This is a genomic window from Devosia sp. SL43, from assembly GCF_021729885.1.
Classification (GTDB): domain Bacteria; phylum Pseudomonadota; class Alphaproteobacteria; order Rhizobiales; family Devosiaceae; genus Devosia.
Genome location: NZ_CP063401.1, coordinates 622,728 through 646,660, shown reverse-complemented (window position 1 = coordinate 646,660; position 23,933 = coordinate 622,728). Strand labels below are relative to the sequence as shown.

Here is a 23,933-nt window from a genome sequence, read left to right as displayed (position 1 = left end):
TACGCGTTGATCGTTATTTGAGTTTTTCGGCGAGCGCTATAAGCGCCAGTCTATACCCGGTCACCCCAAAGCCGCAAATGACACCGAATGCCACTGCGGATACGTAGGAATGATGCCGGAAGGCTTCGCGCTGGTGGATATTGCTGAGGTGGACCTCGGCGACTGGCAGTCCAACAGCTTTGAGCGCATCGTGGATGGCTACGGATGTGTGCGAATAGGCGGCCGGGTTGATGAGGATGGCATCGGCGGTTTTCCGGGCGTCCTGGATCCAGGTCACCAGTTCGCCCTCGTGGTTCGATTGGCGAAAATCGACGTTGAGGCCCAGCTCCCCGCCAGCCTGCTTGCAGGTCTCCTCGACATCGGTGAGGGTCTGCGCGCCATAGATTTCCGGCTCGCGGGTGCCGAGCATATTGAGGTTCGGGCCGTTGAGGACGAGAACGCGCTTTGCCATGATTTTTGCCTTGTGCCCGGCTCTTCGTACCGGCGCAAGCGCGGTTACACGAATTGCACTGAAAAGGCAAAGAACGCGGCGGAAGTTGGGCCTTTCCGCCTAACTCTCGCATTCCGTTTTGCCGCAGGCCCGCATATTGGCGATGCGGGCACGCAGCTCGTCCAGTCCGATCGCGCCGGGGATGATCTCGTTGCCGATGATGTAGGTGGGCGTGCCGGTGATGTTGAGAGCCTTGGCAATCTCGTATGAGGTCTGAATGGTCTCGGACACCGCCTCAGTGCCCATATCGAGTTCCAGTGTGACCGGAGATAGCCCCAACTCTGCGGCGGCATCGAGCGCTACCTGCTTGTCCACCTGGCTGCGGCTGGTGAAGAGAGCCTCGTGAAAGGCCCAGTAGTCGACGTCGGCATCGCCCACGAGTACGGCAATGCGGGCTGCGTCGATGGATTCGTTGGACAGGATAGGGAATTCCTTGAGGACCACCCGCAAGTTGGGGTCTTCGGCCAACAGTGTCGCCAGGTCGGGCAGCGCGGAACGGCAATAGCCGCAGTTGTAGTCGAAGAATTCCACCAGCGTTACGTCACCGTCCGGATTGCCAACCACGACCTGCTTGGGGTCGTTGAAGATGGCATCCTGCATAGAGGCAATGGCCGTGGTTGCTGCAGCTTGCTCTTCGGCGCGTATCGTCGTGTCGAGTGCAACTGACATGCGCTGCAAAATCTTGGGGTCGGCCATCAGGAATGATTCTATCATCGGGTTGATCATATCCTGGGTGACGGCAGCGACTTCTTCCACTGGCGCCGCGGCCTGTTCGGCCAGGCGCTTGGCGTCATAGGTTGATATCGCCTCGTTGATCAGCGCCTGCACGGCGACCTCGTCGGTGCGCGGCGCCGGCTTGTTCAAAGTCGAATAGCCGAGGGCGCCGGCAAGTATGCCCACAAGGGCGACGAGAGCGAGGGTGACGCGCGACATGGACTGGTGGCTCCGACGGCAAGTTACCTGCTCATAGCAGGCGCAATCACAGATTGGCAGCCAGGAGTGAATGGCAGCTTGGCCACGGCATCAATTGTTGTTGAGGGCGGGTGCGGATCGGGTTAGGCGGATAACAGCTCTTCGCCTTCAAGGCGGTTACGCAGGAAACGCCATGACCGATATCTCCACCGATGGCCTGATGCCGTTCCAGGCCATGGAAATCCTCAAGCGCTCCCGAGTGCTGGAGGCGGCAGGGCGGTCGATATGCCATCTCGAACTCGGCGAGCCGGGTGCGCCGCCGGCGCCGCGTGTGCTCGAAGTCGTCGCGCGCGCCCTGCCGGAGGCGCAGGGCTACACCAATGCCAAGGGCCTGCTGAGCCTGCGTGAAGGGCTGTCTGCTTACTACCAGACCCAACATGGGGTCAGCGTTGACGTTGATTCGATCCTGTGCACGATGGGCTCGTCGGCCGGCTTCATCATCGCCTTCCACGCTGCGTTTCGACCCGGTGCACGCATTGCCATCACCCGCCCGGGTTACCCAGCCTATGTCAATACGCTGCTGGGTTTGGGTTTCGGTGTCGCCGAGATCCCCGTGACGTCGGCCAGCGGCTGGCATCTGACCGGCGCCGATATTTCAGCGGCGCACGCCCGCGAGCCGTTCGAGGGCCTGCTGTTCGCCAGTCCGGCCAATCCCACCGGCGCGGCGGTCGATCGGGCAGGGCTCGCCGATATCATTGCCACCTGCGAGCGGCTGGGCGTTACCTTCATCTCCGACGAAATCTATCATGGCCTCGACTACCGCGGGCCGTCCATCAGCGCGCTGGAGATGACCGACCAGGCGATCGTCATCAACAGCTTCTCGAAATACTACTGCATGACCGGCTGGCGCATCGGCTGGATGGTGCTGCCCGAGCACTTTGAGCGCCGTGCCGAAATTCTGCAGCAGAACCTGTTCATCTCGGCGCCCACCCTAAGCCAGGTCGCGGCGACCGTTGCCCTGGGCGAGCGCGACTATTCCGAAGAGCAAAAGGCCAGTTATGCCGCCAACCGCCTGTTGCTCAACCAGGGTTTGCACGATTTGGGCTTCGACATCGGCAGTCCGTCCGATGGAGCCTTCTACGCCTATGCCGGTATCTCTAGGTTCTCCAACGACTCGCTTGCCTTCTGCGGCAGGTTGCTGGAGGAGGCTGGCGTCGCCGTCACCCCGGGCGTCGACTTCGACCGTGTGAATGGTCAGGGATTCGTCCGGCTGTCCTATGCCGGCAAACGCGAAAGCATTGAGCAGGCTCTGGAACGGATGGGACGGTTCTTGCAGTAGGAGCGGAATCTATTCGGGCTAATGGAAAGGGCGGCCCGAAGGCCGCCCTCTTTGTATCTAGCCTAGACCCAGGCGGCGTTGCCACCAGCCGGCCTTCTTCTTTGGCGGCTCGGCCTCGTCGGTCGTTTCGGTCTCCGTCTTCGGTGCGCTCGACGAAACCACGACGCCTTCGGCGGGGAGTTCTTTCTTCACGCGGCGTGACTTCGGCGCAGGCTCTTCGGCAATCGGCGCCGGAGCCGCTTCTGCGACGCTTGCGGCAGGCGCAGCTTCGGCAGCAACGGCTTCGGTCGCCTCGGCCTTGGGCTTGCGAGCCCGCGGCTTGCGCTTTGGCTTCTCGTCGGCGACAGCCGCTTCCTCGACAGGCGCCGCTTCGACCGGTGCGGCTTCGGCAGGTGCCGATTCCTCGGTCTCGACGACCTTTTTGCGGCGCGAACGCCTGGGCTTCTCAGTCGGGGCGTCGGCCACGGTGTCGGAAGCTGCAGCGACTTCGTCCTGCGCGAGCAGAGTCTCGGCGACTTCGTTGACAGCAGCAGGCGTTAGGCCTTCGTCGCCAGCGGGTGACGGTGCGCGTTCTGCACCCTCTTCGCCATCCCGGCGATTGCGGCGGCCGCCGCGACGGCCCCGACGACGACGCTTGCGGGTGTCGCCGTCTGCCTGGCTCTCGCCGTTTGGACGGGCGGCATTCTCATCACCCTCGTCGCCTTCGCCATCCTCATCGGTTTCGGCGCCTGCCTCGGACTCGACGCGCGGGGGCTGTGCGGCGCGCTGCTGCTGTGGACGCTGGCCGTTCTCTTCGCCGCGATCGGCCCCGCCACGACGGCGGCGACGGCGGCGACGGCTGCGGCCGTCTGTTTCACCACCTTCGGCTGCAGCAGGAGAGGGGCGCTCGCTGGTCTCTTCGACTTCTTCGTCCTCGACCTCATCGACGATCTCGTCGTCGGCGCTGTCCTCGATGATGGCGCTATCGACGCGCACATGCTCGGTGACCCGGGTGTCGGTGTAGGCCATGACCCGGGCTTCGCCCTTCTCGATGGCGAACTGGTGCCCGGTCATCTTGCCGTCAGCTGTGATGGTGATCGACAGCTGGTTGCGGATCTCGAGCGAGATCAGGGTCTCGCGCTTGAAGTTCAGGATATAGAGCGCGACTTCAACGGGCACGCGCACATTGACCGACTGGCCCTGGCGGCGCAGCACGTGGTCTTCGATGTGACGCATGATCATCAGCGCCAGCGACTCGACCGAACGCACGAGGCCCGTGCCGTCGCAGATCGGGCACTTGTGGGTCGAGCTTTCGACGACGCCAAAGCGAATGCGCTGGCGGCTCATTTCCATCAGGCCGAAATGGCTGATCCGGCCAACCTGGATGCGGGCGCGATCGTCCTTGAGGCAATCCTTGAGCTTGCGCTCGACGGCCCGGTTGGAGCGGTTCTCCATCATGTCGATGAAGTCGATGACGATGAGGCCGGCCAAGTCGCGCAGGCGCAGCTGGCGGCTGACTTCTTCAGCTGCTTCCAGGTTGGTCTGGAGCGCTGTGTCCTCGATATTGTGCTCCTTGGTGGAGCGGCCCGAGTTCACGTCGATCGAGACCAGCGCTTCGGTCGGGTTGATGACGATATAGCCGCCCGAGGGCAGAGTAACCGTCGGCGAGAACATGGAATCGAGCTGGGCTTCGATGCCGTATTTGGAGAAGAGCGGCTGATCTTCGGTATAGAGCTGCACGTTCTTGGCGTGGCTCGGCATGATCATCCGCATGAAGTCCTTGGCTTCGCGGTAGGCTTCTTCACCGGCCACGAAGACCTCGTCGATCTCCTTGTTGTAGAGATCGCGAATGGTGCGCTTGATCAGCGAACCTTCCTCATAGACCAGGCATGGCGCCTGGCTCTTGAGGGTAAGCGAACGCACGCTCTCCCACAGGCGCATCAGATATTCGAAGTCGCGCTTGACCTCGGCCTTGGTGCGCGAGGCACCGGCCGTGCGCAGGATGACGCCCATGCCCTGTGGCACCTCGAGATCCGAGGTGATCTCCTTGAGGCGCTTGCGGTCGGCGGCATTGGTGATCTTGCGGGAGATGCCGCCGCCGCGGGCGGTGTTGGGCATGAGCACCGAATAGCGACCGGCCAGCGACAGGTAAGTCGTGAGAGCTGCGCCCTTGTTGCCGCGCTCTTCCTTGACAACCTGCACCAGCATAACCTGCCGGCGCTTGATCACTTCCTGAATCTTGTAGTGGCGGCGGTTCTGGCTCTGGCGGCGACGCTCGGGGACTTCCTCGAGGGCATCGGCGCCACCGATCGATTCGACCGGTTCGGAATTGGCCGGCGCCTGCTCGATATGGCTGGCGTCTTCGGTTTCCTGCGGATCGGCTTCGGCGTCGGGCTCGGTCACGCCTTCGGGCAGCGAGATGTTCTCCTCAGCCGCCTCGTCGTGGTGCTCGTCTTCGGCCTCTTCATCGCGCAGCAGGGCTTCGCGGTCGGCAACCGGAATCTGATAGTAGTCGGGGTGGATTTCGCTGAAGGCGAGGAAGCCGTGGCGGTTGCCGCCATATTCGACGAAGGCGGCCTGCAGGGACGGTTCTACGCGCGTCACCTTGGCGAGGTAGATATTGCCTCGCAACTGCTGGCGCTGGGCCGACTCGAAGTCGAACTCCTCGATCCTGTTACCCGCTGTGACGACAATCCGTGTTTCTTCCGGGTGGATGGCATCCACCAGCATTCTCTTGGTAGCCATAGTAAACTCCGCGCGCTCGCGCGCCGACAAGAGGCCGCCGGAAAACCGGCATCCTTCTGGTGGCGCTGTGCGAGGCGAATGGTTGTGAGGTGGGTGCGCGCATAAGCTCTGCCTTGAGCGCGCCGATATGGGTGGTCAGGGCCGGAAGATGCAGCGTGGCAAAGCGGCAATCGTCTTGTTCGATCGCGTCGCGTTCTGTCCGCCTGCGGGCCATCTGACCTCTTCCTATTGGGTTGCCAGCGTCCGAGGATGGCGGGCAACCGTCCGGTCCAATGGGACCGAAATTCGTACTGAAGCGCAGGATTTGCCGCATCTGATCCGGGATCCGAGGGTCTCTTCGTCCCCTTCGCCCGGCCACTTTCCAGACCGCCGTCGTCAGCCCCAGGGGCAACGCATGCTGGTCATGGGAAAGCTTGCACTTCACTACTAGCGTGTAGGGATGTTGCGACCGAATGGCAACAGGAAAGTCCGAAAGTGAGGGGCTGTACCAATTTAGCGGTGCTTTATTGGCCGTTCCTGCAAATCGCTGCATAAGAGCCCACGCGCCGCAGAATCGCCCAATCCTGGTGACACATGCGACGTAAGAGTCGGGGGCCGGTCTGCGCTTGTTGAAATCCATCCGTACGATTTTGCTGCCGATAGTTCTGGCCGCCCTTGCGTTTTCATCGGTGCCTGCTGGCGTGAGGGCGCAGGACGCGCCGTCACCTGCTGCCGCGGCGGCCGCGCTCGTCGCGCTGCCCAATGTCATGGATGTTCGGGTGACCGTCACGCCTGAGCGTGCACGCCTGGTCATAGACCTCGCAGCCAAGACGGAATTCGCGCTGGTGTCGCTGGCTGGGCCTGACCGTCTGGCGATCGACGTGCGCGCCGCGACCTTTTCCGTCCCTGAGCCCGCGGGCAAGCCCTCTGGCGAAGAGCCCGGTGTTGTCTCCGACTATCTTGTGGAGCAGGCCGGACCCGATCGTGTCCGCACGACCCTGACCCTTTCAGCGCCTGCACAGGTGCAGCAGGCCTACATGCTCGATCCGTTCGAGGACCAGCCGGCCCGGCTTGTCGTCGATATCATCCCTGCTACGGCCGAGGAATTTGCGGCCAATGTTGCCAGGGATATGGCTGGGTCCGGCACGGCAACGCCTGTGGTGGCCGACACGTCCACCCCGGCGGGCGGTTCGGAAATTCCAATCGCTACCCGTCCTTTGGTAGTCATCGATCCCGGGCATGGCGGTATCGACAGTGGCGCCGAGACGGCCGGCGGCATCAAGGAAAAGGATATCGTCCTGGCCTTTGCCCTCAAGCTGCAGGAATTGTTGGTCGCCTCGGGGCGGTTCGACGTCGCCCTGACTCGTGAGGATGATACGTTCCTGAGGCTGGAGGAGCGCGTGCAGCTCGCGCGCAGCAACAAGGCCGACATCTTCATCTCGATTCATGCCGACAGCTTCCAGCAGCCCGATATCAGGGGCGCCAGCGTTTACACGCGCGACGAGAATGCCACCGACGTGCTCGACAAGGTGCTGGCCGACAGCGAGAACAAGACCGACGTCATCGCCGGCTTCGCCATGCCGCAGATGGCGCCCGAGGTGGTCGACATTCTGCTGGACCTGATGCGGCGAGAGATGCGGCATCAGTCATTCACGCTGGCGCAGGCCATCGTCCATCAGCTTGAACCAAGCGTCGAACTACGTCGCTTCCCGGTGCGGCAGGCCGACTTTTTCGTGCTCCAGGCGCCCGATGTTCCGTCGGTCTTGTTGGAACTGGGGTTCCTCTCCAATGCTGACGACATGGCCAATCTGTTGCGGGGTGAGTGGCAGGATCGAACGGCTGATGCCCTGGCGCGTGGCATCTCGGCGTACTTCGACGGATTGGCGCCTGCGGAGTGATGTGGCAGATCGGCCACCTCCATTGCAAAGCTGTCGCAGAAGGGCAGGCTTGCGGGCTTGTGATCCACTTTGCGCCCGCTCTCTGCTATGATTCTGGCCAACATCGACTTGCGTCGCGCAAGCGCGGCCGAATCGATATGCTGGCGCCTGCGGGCGCCGCGGAGAGACTGACTTAATGTTGCGCTTGTTGGGCTGGTTGTTTGGCTTTGGTATGTTCATGGCCCTGGCGGCCGTGGGCGTAGGCGCCATTTATCTCACGACCGTCTCGGCCCAGCTCCCAGATTATACCGTGCTCAAGGACTATCAGCCACCCGTGACGACGCGCGTCCATGCGGCCGACGGTACGCTGCTAGCCGAATTTGCCCGCGAGCGCCGGCTGTTTCAGCCGATTGAGACGGTGCCGCCGCTGGTATTGCATGCCTTTCTCTCTGCAGAGGACAAGGACTTTTACAGCCACGGTGGCATCGCCATTGACGGTGTATTCCGTGCCCTGCGCGACAACCTTCTTGCCCGCATGGACGGCAATTCGTCGATCCAGGGCGGCGGCTCCTCGATCACGCAGCAGGTGGCCAAGAATTTCCTGCTTAGCTCAGAACAGACCTGGGATCGCAAGATCCAGGAAGCGCTGCTGGCCGTGCGGATCGAGTCGACATTTTCCAAGGATCGGATCCTCGAACTCTACCTCAACGAGATTTTCCTGGGCCTCAACTCCTACGGCGTTGCGGCTGCTGCGCTGAACTACTTCGACAAGGCGCTTTATCAGCTCAATCTGAGCGAGGCGGCCTATATCGCGGCGCTGCCCAAGGGGCCGAACAATTACCATCCGTTTCGCCGCCCGCAGGCTGCCATCGAGCGCCGCAACTGGGTGATCGATCGCATGGTGGAGAATGGCTATGCGACGCTCGAAGAAGGCGAGTTGGCCAAGGAAGAGCCGCTCAACGTCATTCCGCGAGCTGGCGGCAGCCAGCTTTACTCTGCCGAGTATTTCACTGAGGAAGTGCGCCGCGAGCTCGCCAAGCTCTATGGCGAAGACCAGCTTTACGGCGGTGGGCTTTCAGTGCGCACGACGCTCGAGCCCAAGCTGCAGGAATTTGCCCGGCGCGCGCTGATGGATGGGCTAATCGCCTATGATCATTCCAAGGGCTTTCGGACGCCGGTTGCGACGATCGAACTCGGCGAGGACTGGGGGGTCGACGTCTCCAAGGTCATCCCGCTGAGCGACGTGCCGGAATGGCAACTCGCCGTTGTGCTCGAAATGGGGTCGAACGAAGCCAGGATCGGGCTCCGCCCGGACAGTATCGCCGATGGCGGTGTGGCCGACGATCGTGTCGAAGGCACTTTATCCGGGCCGGAGATCAAGTGGGTTTCCAAGCCCTTGCAGGACATCCTTAAAGTGGGGGATGTGGTTTACGTCTCGCCGGTCTCAGGCAAGACCGGTACCTATACTCTCGAGCAGGTGCCTGAAATCGAAGGCGCGCTTGTTGCCATGGACCCCCGTACCGGGCGCGTTCTCGCCATGGTCGGCGGCTTTTCGTATTCGCTCAGCGAGTTCAACCGCGCCACGCAGGCGCTGAGGCAACCAGGCTCGTCGTTCAAGCCCATCGTCTACGCGGCAGCGCTGGACAATGGCTACACGCCGGCCTCGGTGGTGCTGGATGCGCCCGTGGAAATCCGCAACGGCGACGGCTCGATCTGGCGTCCGGAAAACTATGCGCAGGAATTCTACGGCCCGCAGACTCTGCGGCGCGGCATCGAGCGCAGCCGAAACGTCATGACGGTGCGTCTGGCCAAGGATATCGGTATGCCGCTGGTAGCCGAGTATGCGCGGCTGTTCGGGGTCTATGACTCGATGCAGCCGGTCCTCGCCATGGCGCTGGGAGCCGGCGAAACCACCGATATGCGCATGACAGCGGCCTATGCCACGATCGCCAATGGCGGTCGCAAGATTGTGCCGACGCTGATCGACCGCGTGCAGGACAGGTATGGCGTCACGGTGTACCGGCACGACCAGCGGCTGTGCCAGGCCTGCGAGGCGACGGCGTGGGAGGGGCAGGGCGAACCCCTGATCATCGATAACAGAGAGCAAGTGCTCGATCCGATGACCGCCTACCAGATCACGTCGATGATGGAGGGTGTGGTGGAGCGCGGCACTGGCACCGCTGCGCGGGTGCTCAACCGTCCTGTCGCCGGCAAGACCGGCACCACCAATGACTACAAGGACGCCTGGTTCGTTGGATTTACACCCGAACTGGCCGTGGGTGTCTATGTTGGCTACGATCAGCCGCGCTCTATGGGTAGCTCCGTTACCGGCGGCACTTTCGCCGTGCCGATCTTCACCGAGTTCATGGCCAAGGCACTGGCCGGCAAGCCGGCGACGCAATTTACCGTGCCGCCAGGCATGACGACCGACTGGATCGACCCTAATTCGGGTGTGGCGGCCTATGAGGGTGGGCCGGCCATCGAAGAGTCATTCAAACCGGGGACAGGCCCCAATCTGGCCAGCTCGGTGATCGGCCTTAACGTCGCCGCCTTCGACGCTATCCAGCGCGAGCAGCAGATGCAGCAGCAGTATGGTACTGGCTTCGCGACGCAGCCGGCCGCTCAGCCGGATAACGGCGGCTATGTTGACCCCACCGCACGGATCAACGGTACCTATGATCCCAATGCCGGGCGGGGCGGCCTGTTTTAGGTGGTCGAATTTGTCATCTATCCTGATGCCCGTCTGAGTGTGCCAGCTCCGACACGCCCCGTTGATGCACTAATGCTGACGGCTGGAGAGACCTTGCGGTCGGCGGCACAAGAGGTGCAGGCTCATGGACTTGCCGCAGCGCATCTCGGTTTGAGCGAGCCGCTGGTGGTGGTCAGCGTCGCCGGTCAGACGGCTAAACGCGACTATAGAATCCTCTTCAATCCTGAAGTTGTTCTTGTCGGACCTGAAAGCGTTATTGGTGCCGAAGGCTCGGTGTCGCTGCCCGGCATAGAAGTGCCGATAGACCGGCCGATTTGGGCCGAGATTGCTTATGACACGCCCGACGGCACTCAAGAGACGGCGCGATTTGAGGATTTCGTGGCGCGGGTGGCCCTGCACGAGATCGATCAGATGAATGGCGTATTCTTCCTTTCCCGCCTCTCGCGCATCAAGCGAGACACGGCGATCCGCAAGTTCGAGAAAAGCCTGCGGCGGTAGGCGGTCAAACTGTTGCCAATGTACGAGTTTTGCCACTTTTGAAGTGCCTTTGGCGGTCAGACAATGGAGAGCAAAGCATGAAACTGGTTAGGTTGGCGACGATGGGTCTTGTGGCGGCAATGGTGGTGGCGCCAATGCCGGCTTGGGCCGCTTTCTGCACCAATGAAGGGCCGATGGCGCCCCAGACCTTCGACAATGAAGGCAAGCTGATGACCGATGTGGAACTTCAGAAGTCCATGGACCGGCAACGCCTCCGCGCCGCCGGCGTGCCGGCAGTCACGGTCGAGCGCTGGAACGGGTGCTTGCGTGCTTTCGTCGAGCAGCCAGACGGAAGCAAATCCATGGAAATCTACGATCCGGCTTCGCTGCGTCGCCTCCAGTAGCATCCGCTGCGGATGAGCCGGTTGATCACGATCGGCTCGTCGGCTACACGGGTCGCGCTATTGAAGGAACTGACCATGCGTACGGAAATCGAAAAGACCGTCGCCGAAATCGAGCAGGTTTTGACCCTGCTGAGGAGGCATCTTTGACTGGGATACTGCAGAGCTGCGCCGCGACGCGCTGACCGCCGAAACCGAATCTCCTGATTTCTGGAACAATCCCGAGCAAGCTCGCGAGAAGATGCGCGAGCGTGATGAGTTGGACGTTGCCGTCAAGGCGGTGCGTGAACTCGAAGCCGGCATTCGCGACAATGTCGAACTGATCGAGCTGGGCGAGCTCGAAGGCGACGCCGAAATCGTCAAGGACGCCGAAAAGGCGCTGGTCGAGCTGAAGCAGGGGGCCCGCCGCCGGCAGATCGAAACCCTACTGTCCGGCGAAGTCGACGCCAACGACTGCTACGTCGAAATCCACTCCGGCGCCGGCGGCACCGAGAGCCAGGATTGGGCCAATATGCTGTTGCGTATGTATACGCGCTGGGCCGAGCGGCGGAAGATGAAGGTTCAGGTGCTCGAAATGCATGACGGCGAAGAAGCCGGCATCAAGTCGGCCACCATCCAGGTCTCGGGCCACAATGCCTATGGCTGGCTCAAGACCGAGAGTGGCGTGCATCGCCTGGTGCGCATTAGCCCGTATGACTCCGCCGCGCGTCGACATACGAGCTTTTCGAGCTGCTGGGTCTATCCGGTCGTCGATGATTCCATCGACATCGAGATTCGCGAAGCCGACCTCAAGGTCGATACCTACCGCGCCTCCGGTGCCGGTGGGCAGCACGTGAACACCACCGACTCGGCTATCCGTATTACCCACGTTCCCTCAGGGATTATCGTGGCCTGCCAGCAGGAGCGCAGCCAGCACAAGAACCGTGCGACGGCGATGGCGATGCTCAAGTCGCGTCTCTACGAGGCCGAACTGCAGAAGCGTGAAGAAGCCGCCAACGCGCAAGCTGCCAGCAAGACCGATATCGGCTGGGGGCATCAGATCCGAAGCTACGTGCTGCAGCCCTACCAGATGGTCAAGGACTTGCGGACCGGTGTCGAAAGCGGGCAGCCATCCGTGGTGCTCGATGGCGATCTTGATGAGTTCATGGAGGCCGCACTAGCCCAGCGTGTGGGCGTAGCGACGGACGTTTCGGCAGAGGACTGACCGTTAGCCCAGCATGGCCAGCAGGCGTTTGCCAGCATCAAGGAAGGCCTTGGGATTGATGGCAGTGTCGCCCTTGCGGACTTCGAAATGCAGGTGCGGACCGGTAGAACGGCCGGTTGAGCCAACCTTGGCGATGGGTGTGCCGGTGTTGACCGACTGGCCCTCTTCGCTGAGGAAGCCGGAGAGGTGGGCATAGCGGGTCACGAGGCCGTTGGCATGGGTGACCTCGACCACATTGCCATAGCCCGACTTGGTGCCGACGAAGCTGACTACGCCCTGGCCGGCGCTGAACACCGTCGTGCCCTTGGGGGCAGCAAAGTCGAGTCCCGAGTGAAAGGCGCGACCACCCGAGAACGGGTCGGTTCGGTTGCCGAAGCCTGAGCTTTGGCGGAAATTGCCTGTGATCGGCATATGGATGGGGGCGCCATCAATGCTTGATCGTGCCGCCTTGTAGCGGATGAGCGCTGCCATGACGGCGTTGGCGTCGTCGATCATGGGCGAAGCATCGGCACCGGCTACGGCAGCCAGCAGAGGCCCGCCCATGCCGTCCTCGACCGGCGGCAGGTCGACGCTGATGCCAAGGTCGGACAGTTCGGCGACGATAGTATCGGTGCGTGCCACGGCGGTTTCGGCAATCGAGGTCATCGCGAACTGGGTCTCGCCCATCATCTGCGATACGGCGGCTGCCGTGGCGTCAATGTCGGGGTTGCCGCTGACCATGATTGGGCCAGCATCTGCGAGATTGTCCACGGTGGCAGCGGGCAGGGCGGCCGATTCGATTCCGAGCTCGCCGGCCTTGTCGACCAGAACCTTGACCAGTTGATGCTGCTCAAGCAGCACTTCCTGCTGCTGCGCCAGCTCCTGCAGTTGCAGGTTGATGTCGCCGGCCTGGGCGTAGCTGCGCGAATGCAAGCGGTCCACTTCGACCCGGAGCTGGGCGATTCGATCTTCATAGGCTTCCACAACCTGCTCCGTCTGCCCGTTGAGCAGCCTGGCAATGTCGGGGGACAGCAGGAACGCCGTACCGAGCAGGCCGTTGCCGCCGAGCAGCAGGGCAAACATGCCGTAGAATAGCGCGGGGTGGATCCCTTGCCGCAGTGGTTTTCCGGCCTGGGTCAGGCCCTTGTCGGTTCGCCCAAAACTGGCCTGGTTACGCACGCAACATTCCCCACAACGCCACTCAACATGGTGAGCAGAGTATGGCGATGCATGGTTAACAAAGGGCTATTTGGTCGTCTTTCCACTTACATGCGCCTCAAGAGCTTCCAGCATCTTCTGGGCGTGTCCAAGTATTCGCGTCGCCCGGACAATGCGGGCAACCTTGCCATCTGCACCAATGATGAACGAGGTACGGATCAATCCCATGAACTCGCGGCCATAGAGCTTCTTGAGCTTCCACAGACCGTAGGCCTCGATAGCCAGATGGTCCGGATCGGCCGCAAGTGGGGAAGCAAGTCCGTATTTTTTGCGGAACTTCTGATGGCTCGCGATGCTGTCTGGGGAAATGCCGACCAATCGCGCACCGAGCACCTGAAAGGCCGACATGCGGTCGGAGAATTCCTTGTTCTCGTCGGTGCAGCCGCCCGAATCGTCCTCGGGATAGAAATACAGCACCACCGGCTGACCACGCTGCGCCGCCAGATGGAAGCTGGTCCCGTCATCGAGTGGCAGGGTGAAGTCGGGGGCGGGGTCGCCTTCGCGCAGGTCGGTCATTGCACACCTGTCCACAGTTTAGCCCACAATAATGTGGGTGTCGGTGCCATATTCCAGCCGGTATCATTGGGCAATAGACCGCATTCTGCGGTTGATTCTCAGTGGTGACAGCAGATTACTGCCAAGCCCCGTCCTGGAAGCAAGTGAGCGCGTCAACCTTACCCGCAGACATTCCAGTTTTGGCGTCTGCGCCCCGCAAGCGGACCCGGATGCGACGCGCGGCCAAGCTGGCTGTGTGGGTTTTTGGCGTTCCCGCCGTTCTGTCGCTTCTGCTTTATATCGTCCTACTGATCACGCCAGTGCGGCTGCCGTTTGGTGCCGAAGCAGCCCAGGCTGTGGCGCGCGCGGCGTTGCCGCCCACCAGCCGCCTGCAACTCGGCCAGATGGCGCTGGCGCTGGAGAATGGCGTTTGGCCGGTTATCCAGTTTTCGCCAGTGGTTCTTACCGATGGCAAAACCGGTGCCAGGGTCGCCATGGACGCGCTGGAGGTTGGGTTTTCGCCAGCTCGGGCGCTGTTCGGCCAGCCCGGCGCCACGGTCACTATCGTCAGACCGCATATCCAGATCGTGCAGGATCTGTTCGGGCCCCGCGTGACCAGTTTCGAGCTGGTGGAAGACCCCGCCGGTGGGCCGCCGACGGTGCGCGTGCAGGAGGGTGAGGATGCGTTTCCGACCATCGACATCGGTTCGGAGGGCATTGATCTGGGTGACATGCCCGAGCCGATTGCCATGCGCTCGGACAATGACTGGCTGATCTACAATCTCGAAGCCAGCGAACAGGGCATTGCCGACATCGTCGAGCAAGCCGCGCAAGGCAGGTTCTCCCGGCTTCGCATTCGTGACGGCACTATCGACATGAATGACTCCGTCTATGGGTTGTTTCGCCGCTTCGAGCGCATAGACCTCGAAATCGGTCCCACGCCGGACCGTCGCGCCACCAATGGTACGTTTTCGGCGACGCTGGGCGGACGCACCATGACGGGTAGCCTGTCTCGTACCGTCGACGATGCTGGCAATTCGCGGCTTGAGGCCGATGTCACCAACATCGACTTCGCTGCCTTTTTGCCCTTCATCGATGACGCCACCAGCGTCGCGGCGATGCGGGGGGCAGGGGCTTTGTCGATCGATGTCAACTTTTCGCCCGCCGGCGGCAAGCTGATCGATGGGCGCTTCAAGGTCGACCTCACCGGGCTCGACCTGCGTGTTGCCGATGCCTATTTCCCCATCGCCAGTTCCATCATGGACATCGTCTGGGATCCGGCCAACGGGCAGTTCGTACTTGAAGATGCTGCGCTGCAGATCGGGCAGAGCTCAGCTCGCATCTCAGGCATCTTCGCCATGGGGCTTGATCCGGTTTATGGCCCGACGATCGGCATTTCGCTCAAGGCGCAAGACGTCGTGCTGCATCCCAACGATATGGCGGCACCGGAGCAGCCCTTCGAGACGATGGAGTTTTCCGGCTGGTCTGCTCCGCTCTACGGTGCCCTGGGCATCGACAGGTTCATCGCCCGCAAGGGGGATTCCAGGGTGGAAACCACCGGTCGGGTCGACATGCTTCGTGCGGGTCTTGGCATCGATATGACCGTGGCAGGCAACGGCGTCACCGCCGATGATCTGAAGCGCCTATGGCCGTACATCATGGGCGGCGAGAGCCGGGACTGGTTCGTTGCCAATGTCACAGAAGGGACAGTGGCGCGCTCGCGGATGGCGTTCAAGTTTCCCGTTGGTTCAATGGCCCTTGACGGGGAAAGTAAGCCTATCCCCGATGGCGCCATGCAGATTGACATGGTTGGCGTCGGCGTGGCCATCAAGCCAACCGCCGAAATGGCGCCTATCGCCGTCGAGGGCGAGACCCGTCTCCAGGTCAACGATTCCGATGTGACCATTTCCGCCACCGGTGGGACATTGAGCACAGCGGCTGGTGACATCACCGTCTCCAACCCAGCGCTGATCATGGACAATTCGACGCCCGGCGACAGTATCGCCGAAATATCCGGCGACATCACCGGGTCCATACCGGCTCTGTTGGCTATCACCAAGGACCTGCAACCGGATGCGCTGGCCAGTGCAGACCTGCCGATCGATATCGGGGCGCTGACAGGTGTGATCGATCTGGGACTGGTCGCGACGATCCATCTGGCTGACGAGGCGAGCGGTAAGCCGATGGACCTGGACTACGTGCTCAACGGGACCGTCGCCGATTTTGCCAGCTCTGTGCCGATCCAGGGCCGCACGATCAACGATGGCCAGCTGATGTTCAGCGCCTCGCAGGACAGCTACCAGCTCGGCGGTACCGCCGCCCTCGATGGCATGGAGGCCGAGGTCAACATCTCGGGCACCCCGACGACCGATCCGACATTCCGCCTGTCATCGACCATTGATGTGGCCGACCTGGCCAAGATGGGGTTCGATGCCTCCGATTTCCTCTCCGGCACTGTGCGCTTCGTGGCTCAGCCGATGCCGGATGGGTCGCTGCAGATGGCGGTGGACCTCAAGGATGCTGCGCTAGATATCAAGGACATTGGCATCAGCAAACCAGCCGGTAACAGTGGAACAGTCAGCGCGACAATCCGGCAGGATGGCGAACTAACAGAGCTCACCGATATCGACTTGTCTTTTGGTACTGTTAGAGCGCTGGGTGGCATCGAGTATCACGCGACGAACGGTCTCGTTTCCGCCGAGTTCAGCCAGTTCGGCCTTAGCGAAGGCGATAGCGCGCAATTGCGGCTGGCTCCGATCGACGGGGGATATTCGGTCGATATCACCGGCCAGCAGCTCGACCTCAAACCAATGCTCAGGCAGTTCTTCAGCCTGGGTGATGGTGCCGGTGGCGTGCAGTCCACCCAGTTCACCCAGACCATTGCGCTCAAGGCCAAGCTCAATCGCGCCTTGGGCTATTACGCGACCACCGCCTTCAATCTCGATCTGGACCTGCTGCTGCGCGGCAGCACCATGCGCCGTGCCAACCTCACGGCACAGTTCAGCGATGGCAACGGCCTGTCCGTCACGACCAATCCCGCACCCAATGGCCGGACGCTGTCGGTGGCGTTCAACGATGCCGGGACGATCCTGCGGTTGCTTGGCGTCTACTCGCAGCTTGCCGGTGGATCGGGCAATCTCGTGCTGACGACCGACAGCACGCAGGATGTCGAGGCTGGCCAACTGGTGATGCGCGGCTTCTCCATCGTCGATGAGGCCAATGTCGCCCAGGTGCTGGGTAATCACTCCGATTCTCGCTCGGCCATCGCCCAGCAGAACCGGCTCGACTTCGATGTCGCTCAGGTCGACTTCCTGCGGCGCTCCGACAGGGTGGAAGTGACCAATGCCATGCTCACCGGGGACACTGTGGGTGGCACGATGCGCGGGTACATCTACACTGGCCAGAAGCAGTATGACCTGACCGGCACCTATGTGCCGCTGTTCGGCCTCAACAGCGCCTTCCAGAAAATTCCGCTGCTCGGCCCGCTGCTGGGCGGGCGTGATGGCGAGGGTCTGGTCGGCGTCACCTTTGCGGTGCAGGGTCCGCTGGATAACCCGCAATTCCGCATCAACCCTCTGTCGATGCTGGTGCCGGGCGCATTCCGCGAACTGTTCGAGTTCCGGGCCAAGGAACAACCGGCCCCGGCGCAGTAGCGTTCAAATAGCCCTGCCTCGGATGATCTCTAAGGCAGGGCTATAAGTTTGTAGAGCCGGAATTAGACCGGCTTGATCAGCGCGTGGCGCTTCTTGCCGACTGAGAGCTTGATGACGCCCTCGCTCAGCAAGGCATTGTCGCCGATGCTGAGCTTGTCATCCTCGATCACTGCGTCGTTGACCCGTACGGCGCCGGACTGGATATGCCGGCGGGCCTCGCCGTTGGAACCTGCCAGCCCCGCCGTCACCAGCGCTGCCAGAATGCCAATACCATTGGTCAGCTCGGCATGGGTCACGGTTGCCGTGGGTAGCGACAGATCGATGCCACCGGCTTCAAAGGTATTGGCGGCAGTCGCTGCTGCCTGAATGGCGGCATCGCGGCCATGGACGATAGCCGTAACCTCCGTTGCCAGAACCTTCTTGGCTTCGTTGATCTCATTGCCGCCGAGGGCGCCCAGCTTTTCGATCTCCGAGATCGGGAGGCGGGTGAAGATCTTGAGGAACTTCACCACGTCGGCGTCTTCCGTGTTCCGGAAGTACTGCCAGAAGTCATAGGGGCTGAAGAGGTCGCCATTGAGCCAGACGGCGCCAGATGCCGACTTGCCCATCTTCTCGCCGGATGACTTGGTCAACAGCGGCGTGGTCAGCGCGTAGAGCTGCTCGCCGCCCATGCGGTGGTTGAGGTCGACACCGTTGATGATGTTGCCCCACTGGTCCGACCCGCCCATCTGCAACACGGTGCCATAGCGCCGGTTGAGCTCGGTAAAGTCGTAGCCCTGCATGATCATGTAGTTGAATTCGAGAAAGCTCAGCGACTGCTCGCGGTCGAGCCGCAGCTTGACCGAGTCGAAGCTGAGCATGCGGTTGACCGAGAAGTGGCGGCCGACATCGCGCAGGAACTCGACATAGTTGAGCTTGAGCAGCCAATCGGCATTATTGACCATGATGGCGGGGTTGGAGCCGCCATAGTTGAGGATATTGCCATAGACGCGCTGGATCGAGTCGATGTTGGTCTGGATCTGCTCAACGGTCAGCAGCTTGCGCTGATCGTCGCGAAACGAAGGATCGCCCACCATCGAGGTGCCCCCGCCCATCAGGCTGATCGCCTTGTGGCCGGTTTCCTGCAGCCAGTAGAGCATGGTGACAGTGATCAGATTGCCGATATGGATCGACGTAGCCGTGGCGTCGTAGCCGACATAGCCCGTGATCGGCCCCTTGAGCGCCAGAGCGTCGAGGCCTTCCGGGTCGGAAATCTGGTGGATGAAGCCGCGCTCATCGAGAACGCGCAGGAAGTCGGATTTGAACTTGGTCATCGGGTGCGATCCGGGTCGATTTGGTATTGGGACCAACCTCCGCTCGGCGTCCTCCCCGCGAAAGCGGGGATCCATTCTTCATGCGACTTCCGCCAAGAGTGGATTCCCGCTTTCGCGGGAATGACGCCGTGGGTGGGATGGCGTGGTAGGAATGATCGCAGTTATGCGCCCTTGACTTAGCGCCCGCCGCCGGCGGCGATCTCCTGCCGGCGACGGTCGAGATAATCGGCGCAGCGGGTGGTCAGTTCGTCGATCTTGCCTTCGTAGAAGTGGTTCGCACCGTCGACGATCTGCTGCTCGATGGTGATGCCCTTCTGGGTCTTGAGCTTGTCGACCAGCTTCTGGACCGAGGTTGGCGGTGCCACACGGTCCTTGTCGCCATGGATGATCAGCCCGGACGACGGGCAGGGCGCCAGGAACGAGAAGTCATAGAGGTTTTCCGGCGGCGACACCGAGATGAAACCTTCCACCTCTGGGCGGCGCATCAGCAACTGCATGCCGATCCAGGCGCCGAAGGAGAAGCCGGCAATCCAGCAGCCGCGCGACTCGCGATTGATGACCTGCAGCCAGTCGAGCGCTGATGCTGCGTCGCTGAGCTCGCCGACACCGTGATCGAACATGCCCTGGCTGCGGCCGACACCGCGCGAGTTGAAGCGCAGCACCGCAAAGCCGCGCTGGGCGAACATGTAGAAGAGATTGTAGACGATCTGGTTGTTCATCGTCCCGCCGAACTGTGGATGCGGATGCAGCACAATCGCGATCGGAGCGTTTGGCTCCTTGCCGGGCTGGTAGCGGCCTTCCAGACGACCCTCGGGTCCGTTGAAAATCACTTCTGGCATGGTCTCTTTTCTTTCGGCCGCTTCGGCTCTGTTGGTGGGATTTCGCTGGTGCCATCGAGCGCCGTGCGGCTTGACTAAGCCGGTACAGGCTCCTAAAACATGGCTCACAAAATCTAGTTTAGAATTGTTCGAAACTCGGTTTTAGGCCGTTGTGCGGCCTGCAAGAGCGCCCCTTGTAATGAAGTTGGGCTGCAGATTTCAAGAAGTGTTTGAGGTGGAGGGCGCAACGGCGCTCCGCCACGGGCATGGATGGTATGATCGGTGCGCATGCGCCACATGGGAATCCGATGACGAGACCGGCGATCTATCTCGATCACAATGCCGCGTCCCCGCTTTTGCCTGAAGCGCGGTCGGCGCTCGTCGCTGCCCTCGATCTGATGGGCAATCCCTCATCGGTGCATGGCCATGGCCGTGCATTGCGCAATCTCATCGATACGGCCCGTGGCCAGGTCGCGACGCTTGCCGGCGCTGAGCGCAAGCAGGTGGTGTTCACCGGCTCGGCAACCGAAGCCATCACCCAGGCAATCGTCGGTGGGGCGAAGGCCTTCGCCTCCACCGCTATCGTCGTCAGCGCAGGCGAACATGCTGCCGTGACGAAAGCGGCGGAAGCAACCGGCCTCCCTGTCATCACCATCGGCCTGCTGCCGGACGGCAGCATTGATCTTGATCAACTGGCCGACGTTATTTTCGGCGCCGAAGGCAATCTTCTGGTCGCGCTGCATTGGGTGAACAACGAGACCGGCGTCGTGCAGCCGATCGGCAGGATCAGTGCGATTGTTGGTCCCACCCGTCACACCCTGTTCATCGATGCCGTGCAGGCCTTCGGCAAGCTGCCGCTGGATTTTGCCACCTCAGCCCCCGATATGATGGCCATCAGCGGCCACAAGATCGGCGCGCCTGCTGGCATCGGTGCGCTGCTGGTCAAGGCGCATGCCGATGTGGTTCGCCTTATTCCAGGTGGCGGGCAGGAGCAGGGGCGCCGTGGCGGTACCGAGGCGACTGCCTTGATTGCCGGGTTCGGTGCAGCAGCTTCTGCCATTGGTGCTCGCTACGCGACCGCCGACGTTCCGCGGCTGATCAATCGCCTGGAGGCCGACCTCAAGTCGGCGATTCCCGGTGTAGCGATTTTTGGGGCCACCCGGCTGGGCAATGTCACCAACTTTGCTGTCCCGGGCGTCAAGAATGCCACCGCGATGATGGCTCTGGACCTGATGGGTCTCTCGGTGTCATCCGGCTCTGCCTGTTCGTCCGGCAAGGTTGGTCCGAGCCATGTGCTGGCTGCCATGGGTGTCGCGCCCGAACTGGCGGATTGCGCACTGCGCATCAGCATGGGCTGGAATTCCACGGTTGACGACGTGAATGCATTCGTCGCCGGTTACCAATCGATCCTTGAGCGCCAGCGGGCGCGGCAGGGGCAGGCGGCCTAGGCCGCAACAGTTTAGACGGCTCGCGGCGACCTTGAATCGCTGTCGGGCAATAGGAGACGCCGCAATGGCCAATGACTACGCCGATATCCCGACGCTCAAGGAAAACATCGATCGCGCCACCGTGGACTCCGTCCGTTCGCTCGATGTCGACAAGTACAAGTATGGCTTCGAAACCGATATCGAATCCGACATGGCTCCCAAGGGCCTGAGCGAAGATACCGTCCGTTTCATCTCCCGCAAGAAGAACGAGCCCCAGTGGATGCTCGACTGGCGCCTGGAAGCCTATGCGCGTTGGCTGACCATGACCGAGCCGACCTGGGCCAAGGTGCACTATCCCAAGCTCGACCTGCAGGACATGTACTTCTACGCCGCGCCCAAATCGTCGCCGGCGCCAAAGAGCCTCGACGAGGTCGATCCCGCGCTGATCGCCATGTATGACAAGCTCGGTGTGCCGCTGCGCGAGCGCGAAATCCTTGCTGGTGTCGAGCGCCCGAACGTGGCCGTCGACGCGGTGATGGACTCGGTTTCCGTCGTCACCACCTTCCGCGAAGAGCTGAGCAAGGTCGGAATCATCTTCTGCTCGATCTCGGAAGCCATCCGCGAATATCCCGAGCTGGTGCAAAAGTACCTGGCCTCCGTGGTTCCGGTCTCGGACAACTACTACGCGACGCTGAATTCTGCCGTCTTCACCGACGGCTCCTTCGTCTACATCCCCAAGGGCGTTCGCTGCCCGATGGAGCTCAGCACCTATTTCCGCATCAACGAGAAGAAGACCGGCCAGTTCGAGCGCACGCTCATCATCGCCGAAGCCGACTCGTATGTGAGCTACCTCGAAGGCTGCACCGCGCCGATGCGAGATGAAGCCCAGCTGCATGCCGCCGTGGTGGAACTGGTCGCGCTGGAAAACGCCGAGATCAAGTATTCCACCGTCCAGAACTGGTATCCCGGCGACAAGGACGGCAAGGGCGGCATCTACAATTTTGTCACCAAGCGCGGCGATTGCCGTGGCGACAATTCCAAGATTTCCTGGACGCAGGTCGAAACCGGGTCGGCCATCACCTGGAAATATCCGAGCTGCATCCTGCGTGGCGACGGTTCGCGTGGCGAGTTCTATTCGATCGCCATCTCGAACGGTCACCAGCAGGTCGATAGCGGCACCAAGATGTTGCATCTGGGCAAGAACACCTCCAGCCGCATCATCGCCAAGGGCATCGCCGCCGGCTTCTCGGACAACACCTATCGCGGCCAGGTCTCGGCCCACGCCAAGGCCAAGAACGCCCGCAATTTCACCCAGTGCGACAGCCTTCTCATTGGCGACAAGTGTGGCGCACACACCGTGCCTTATATCGAGAGCCGCAACGGCACAGCGGTGTTCGAGCACGAGGCGACCACATCCAAGATTTCCGACGACCAGATGTTCTATTGCCAGCAGCGCGGCCTCAGCGAAGAGGACGCCGTGGCGCTGATCGTCAACGGCTTCGTCCGCGACGTGCTGCAGCACCTGCCGATGGAATTCATGGTCGAAACGCAGAAGCTGATCGCCATCAGCCTCGAAGGCAGCGTCGGCTAATGACTGACGCGCCGCGCAGCCCGGTGGTTCGCCTTGCTGATCTCACGCTCGATGCGTGGGAGCAGGGTAGCCTGTATAAGTCAGCCGACATTTCGTTCGGTCGGCTGACGGGTCTGCGCAATCTTGGCGCCAGCTACAATGAAGTGCCGCCAGGCAAGTCGAGCTGTCCGTTCCACAATCACCATCAGGAAGATGAGTTGTTCATAGTGCTGGAAGGCGAAGGGACCTACCGCTTTGGCTCGGACCGCCATGTCTTCAAGGCAGGCGACGTGCTGGTAGCACCTGCAGGCGATCAGAGTACGGCGCACCAGATCATCAATACCGGCAGCCAGACGCTCCGCTATATCGGCGTCTCGACCATGGCCGCGACCGAGGTTTGCGAGTATCCGGATTCCGGCAAGTTCGGCGTGTTCAGCCGCACGACCGGCAATCCGACCGACAAATCTTCTCTCCGCCACCTGATCCGCGACGGCAAGGCCGTCGACTATTGGGACGGCGAACCGGGCGCCTGAGGCGCCACCTATCCATTCGGCGCCCGGCGCCAAAGATTTTCTGGAGACTGATATGACCACCCCGATCCTTGAAATCCGCAACCTGCATGCTCGCATCGAAGAGCGCGAAATCCTCAAAGGGGTGAATCTCACCATCCCTGCCGGACAGGTCCACGCGATCATGGGGCGCAATGGTTCGGGTAAGTCGACCCTGAGCTACGTTCTGGCCGGCAAGGAAGACTACGAGGTCACCGAGGGCGAAATCCTGCTTAATGGCGTTGATATCCTCGAGATGGAGCCTGCTGAGCGCGCTGTCGCCGGGGTGTTCCTGGCCTTCCAGTACCCGATCGAGATCCCCGGCGTCGCCACCATGACTTTCCTCAAGGCGGCCATCAACGCCCAGCGCAAGGCGCGCGGCGAAGGCGAAATGTCGACGCCAGACTTCATGCGCGCCGTCAAAGAGGCGGGCTCGCAGCTCAATGTCGATACGGAGATGCTCAAGCGCCCGCTCAATGTCGGGTTCTCGGGCGGCGAAAAGAAGCGGGCCGAAATCCTGCAGATGGCCCTTCTCAAGCCGGCGCTTTGCGTACTCGACGAGACCGATTCAGGGCTGGACATCGATGCGCTGCAGGTGGTGTCCAAGGGCGTCAACGCCCTGCGCAACGATAACCGCTCGATGCTCGTCATCACCCACTATCAGCGGCTGCTGAACCACATCGTGCCGGACGTGGTGCATGTGTTCAGCGACGGCCGGATCGTCGAGAGCGGCGACAAGGACTTGGCGCTGCAGCTCGAAGCCAAGGGCTATGCCGACTTCGACGCGACGGCGGCTTGA

General features: G+C 61.8%; 18 protein-coding genes. 11 read left to right on the top strand and 7 right to left on the bottom strand.

Annotated features, from left to right (window positions below; genetic code table 11):
• Positions 1-13: 13 nt before the first annotated feature.
• Both aroQ and IM737_RS03150 read right to left on the bottom strand, forming a co-directional pair.
• Positions 14-451, bottom strand: coding sequence for a type II 3-dehydroquinate dehydratase (gene aroQ, locus IM737_RS03155; protein ID WP_236898262.1), 438 nt, complete (start codon positions 449-451; stop codon positions 14-16).
• 99 nt (positions 452-550) lie between these two features.
• A complete protein-coding gene (locus tag IM737_RS03150; protein WP_236898261.1) occupies positions 551-1,423 on the bottom strand; it encodes a DsbA family protein in 873 nt (290 codons plus the stop codon).
• Positions 1,424-1,595: 172 nt separating this feature from the next.
• On the opposite strand from IM737_RS03150, the gene IM737_RS03145 reads away from it, so the two are divergent.
• A complete protein-coding gene (locus IM737_RS03145) occupies positions 1,596-2,741 on the top strand; it encodes a pyridoxal phosphate-dependent aminotransferase (protein ID WP_236898260.1) in 1,146 nt (381 codons plus the stop codon).
• Positions 2,742-2,798: 57 nt separating this feature from the next.
• On the opposite strand, the gene IM737_RS03140 is transcribed toward IM737_RS03145, so the two are convergent.
• A complete protein-coding gene (locus IM737_RS03140) occupies positions 2,799-5,465 on the bottom strand; it encodes an Rne/Rng family ribonuclease (protein WP_236898259.1) in 2,667 nt (888 codons plus the stop codon).
• Positions 5,466-6,073: 608 nt separating this feature from the next.
• Here IM737_RS03140 and IM737_RS03135 point away from each other — a divergent pair.
• From IM737_RS03135 to prfB, 5 genes are all read left to right on the top strand, one after another.
• Positions 6,074-7,342 carry an N-acetylmuramoyl-L-alanine amidase gene (locus IM737_RS03135; protein WP_236898258.1) on the top strand — a complete coding sequence of 423 codons (1,269 nt, stop codon included), beginning with the start codon at positions 6,074-6,076 and terminating at the stop codon, positions 7,340-7,342.
• Positions 7,343-7,517: 175 nt separating this feature from the next.
• Positions 7,518-10,031, top strand: a complete 2,514-nt coding sequence (locus IM737_RS03130) for a penicillin-binding protein 1A (RefSeq protein WP_236898257.1) — start codon at positions 7,518-7,520, stop codon at positions 10,029-10,031.
• Complete coding sequence (locus IM737_RS03125) at positions 10,032-10,529, top strand: peptide deformylase (protein ID WP_336886230.1); 498 nt, start codon at positions 10,032-10,034, stop codon at positions 10,527-10,529. It abuts the gene before it with no gap.
• Between the two features lie 77 nt (positions 10,530-10,606).
• Positions 10,607-10,912, top strand: a complete 306-nt coding sequence (locus IM737_RS03120; protein WP_236898253.1) for a hypothetical protein — start codon at positions 10,607-10,609, stop codon at positions 10,910-10,912.
• A 75-nt stretch (positions 10,913-10,987) separates the two neighbouring features.
• Positions 10,988-12,113, top strand: a protein-coding gene (gene prfB / locus IM737_RS03115) for a peptide chain release factor 2 (RefSeq protein ID WP_236898251.1) whose coding sequence is annotated in 2 segments (ribosomal slippage) — positions 10,988-11,056 and positions 11,058-12,113 — 1,125 coding nt in all. Because the reading frame shifts where the segments join, the coding sequence is not laid out codon by codon here.
• A gap of 3 nt (positions 12,114-12,116) precedes the next feature.
• Here prfB and IM737_RS03110 read toward each other — a convergent pair.
• Positions 12,117-13,271, bottom strand: a complete 1,155-nt coding sequence (locus IM737_RS03110) for a M23 family metallopeptidase (protein WP_236898249.1) — start codon at positions 13,269-13,271, stop codon at positions 12,117-12,119.
• A gap of 66 nt (positions 13,272-13,337) precedes the next feature.
• Positions 13,338-13,826, bottom strand: coding sequence for a peroxiredoxin (locus IM737_RS03105; RefSeq protein WP_236898247.1), 489 nt, complete (start codon positions 13,824-13,826; stop codon positions 13,338-13,340).
• Between the two features lie 209 nt (positions 13,827-14,035).
• Between IM737_RS03105 and IM737_RS03100 the strand changes: the two genes are divergently transcribed.
• Positions 14,036-17,458, top strand: a complete 3,423-nt coding sequence (locus IM737_RS03100) for an AsmA-like C-terminal domain-containing protein (RefSeq protein WP_236898245.1) — start codon at positions 14,036-14,038, stop codon at positions 17,456-17,458.
• Between the two features lie 62 nt (positions 17,459-17,520).
• Here IM737_RS03100 and tyrS read toward each other — a convergent pair whose 3' ends face one another.
• Both tyrS and IM737_RS03090 read right to left on the bottom strand, forming a co-directional pair.
• Complete coding sequence (gene tyrS, locus IM737_RS03095) at positions 17,521-18,771, bottom strand: tyrosine--tRNA ligase (RefSeq protein ID WP_236898243.1); 1,251 nt, start codon at positions 18,769-18,771, stop codon at positions 17,521-17,523.
• Between the two features lie 176 nt (positions 18,772-18,947).
• Positions 18,948-19,610, bottom strand: coding sequence for an alpha/beta hydrolase (locus tag IM737_RS03090; protein WP_236898241.1), 663 nt, complete (start codon positions 19,608-19,610; stop codon positions 18,948-18,950).
• A 287-nt stretch (positions 19,611-19,897) separates the two neighbouring features.
• Here IM737_RS03090 and IM737_RS03085 point away from each other — a divergent pair, with 287 nt between their 5' ends.
• From IM737_RS03085 to sufC, 4 genes are all read left to right on the top strand, one after another.
• Positions 19,898-21,037 (top strand): cysteine desulfurase family protein, encoded by a 1,140-nt coding sequence (locus IM737_RS03085; RefSeq protein ID WP_236898239.1) that lies wholly within the window; start codon positions 19,898-19,900, stop codon positions 21,035-21,037.
• Between the two features lie 64 nt (positions 21,038-21,101).
• Entirely contained in the window at positions 21,102-22,607 is a 1,506-nt protein-coding gene (gene sufB, locus IM737_RS03080) for a Fe-S cluster assembly protein SufB (RefSeq protein WP_236898237.1), read from the top strand.
• Entirely contained in the window at positions 22,607-23,119 is a 513-nt protein-coding gene (locus IM737_RS03075) for a cupin domain-containing protein (RefSeq protein WP_236898235.1), read from the top strand. The genes sufB and IM737_RS03075 overlap by 1 nt, the downstream gene beginning before the upstream one ends.
• A gap of 52 nt (positions 23,120-23,171) precedes the next feature.
• Positions 23,172-23,933: a Fe-S cluster assembly ATPase SufC gene (sufC, locus tag IM737_RS03070; RefSeq protein WP_236898233.1), complete on the top strand. Its 762-nt coding sequence runs from the start codon at positions 23,172-23,174 to the stop codon at positions 23,931-23,933.

Bases quoted from the DNA above. Each gene is read 5' to 3' on its own strand.
- aroQ (WP_236898262.1), bottom strand. From the start codon at position 451: ATGGCAAAGCGCGTTCTCGTCCTCAACGGCCCGAACCTCAATATGCTC.
- IM737_RS03150 (WP_236898261.1), bottom strand. From the start codon at position 1,423: ATGTCGCGCGTCACCCTCGCTCTCGTCGCCCTTGTGGGCATACTTGCC.
- IM737_RS03145 (WP_236898260.1), top strand. From the start codon at position 1,596: ATGACCGATATCTCCACCGATGGCCTGATGCCGTTCCAGGCCATGGAA.
- IM737_RS03140 (WP_236898259.1), bottom strand. From the start codon at position 5,465: ATGGCTACCAAGAGAATGCTGGTGGATGCCATCCACCCGGAAGAAACA.
- IM737_RS03130 (WP_236898257.1), top strand. From the start codon at position 7,518: ATGTTGCGCTTGTTGGGCTGGTTGTTTGGCTTTGGTATGTTCATGGCC.
- IM737_RS03120 (WP_236898253.1), top strand. From the start codon at position 10,607: ATGAAACTGGTTAGGTTGGCGACGATGGGTCTTGTGGCGGCAATGGTG.
- IM737_RS03105 (WP_236898247.1), bottom strand. From the start codon at position 13,826: ATGACCGACCTGCGCGAAGGCGACCCCGCCCCCGACTTCACCCTGCCA.
- IM737_RS03100 (WP_236898245.1), top strand. From the start codon at position 14,036: ATGCGACGCGCGGCCAAGCTGGCTGTGTGGGTTTTTGGCGTTCCCGCC.
- tyrS (WP_236898243.1), bottom strand. From the start codon at position 18,771: ATGACCAAGTTCAAATCCGACTTCCTGCGCGTTCTCGATGAGCGCGGC.
- IM737_RS03090 (WP_236898241.1), bottom strand. From the start codon at position 19,610: ATGCCAGAAGTGATTTTCAACGGACCCGAGGGTCGTCTGGAAGGCCGC.
- IM737_RS03085 (WP_236898239.1), top strand. From the start codon at position 19,898: ATGACGAGACCGGCGATCTATCTCGATCACAATGCCGCGTCCCCGCTT.
- sufB (WP_236898237.1), top strand. From the start codon at position 21,102: ATGGCCAATGACTACGCCGATATCCCGACGCTCAAGGAAAACATCGAT.
- IM737_RS03075 (WP_236898235.1), top strand. From the start codon at position 22,607: ATGACTGACGCGCCGCGCAGCCCGGTGGTTCGCCTTGCTGATCTCACG.
- sufC (WP_236898233.1), top strand. From the start codon at position 23,172: ATGACCACCCCGATCCTTGAAATCCGCAACCTGCATGCTCGCATCGAA.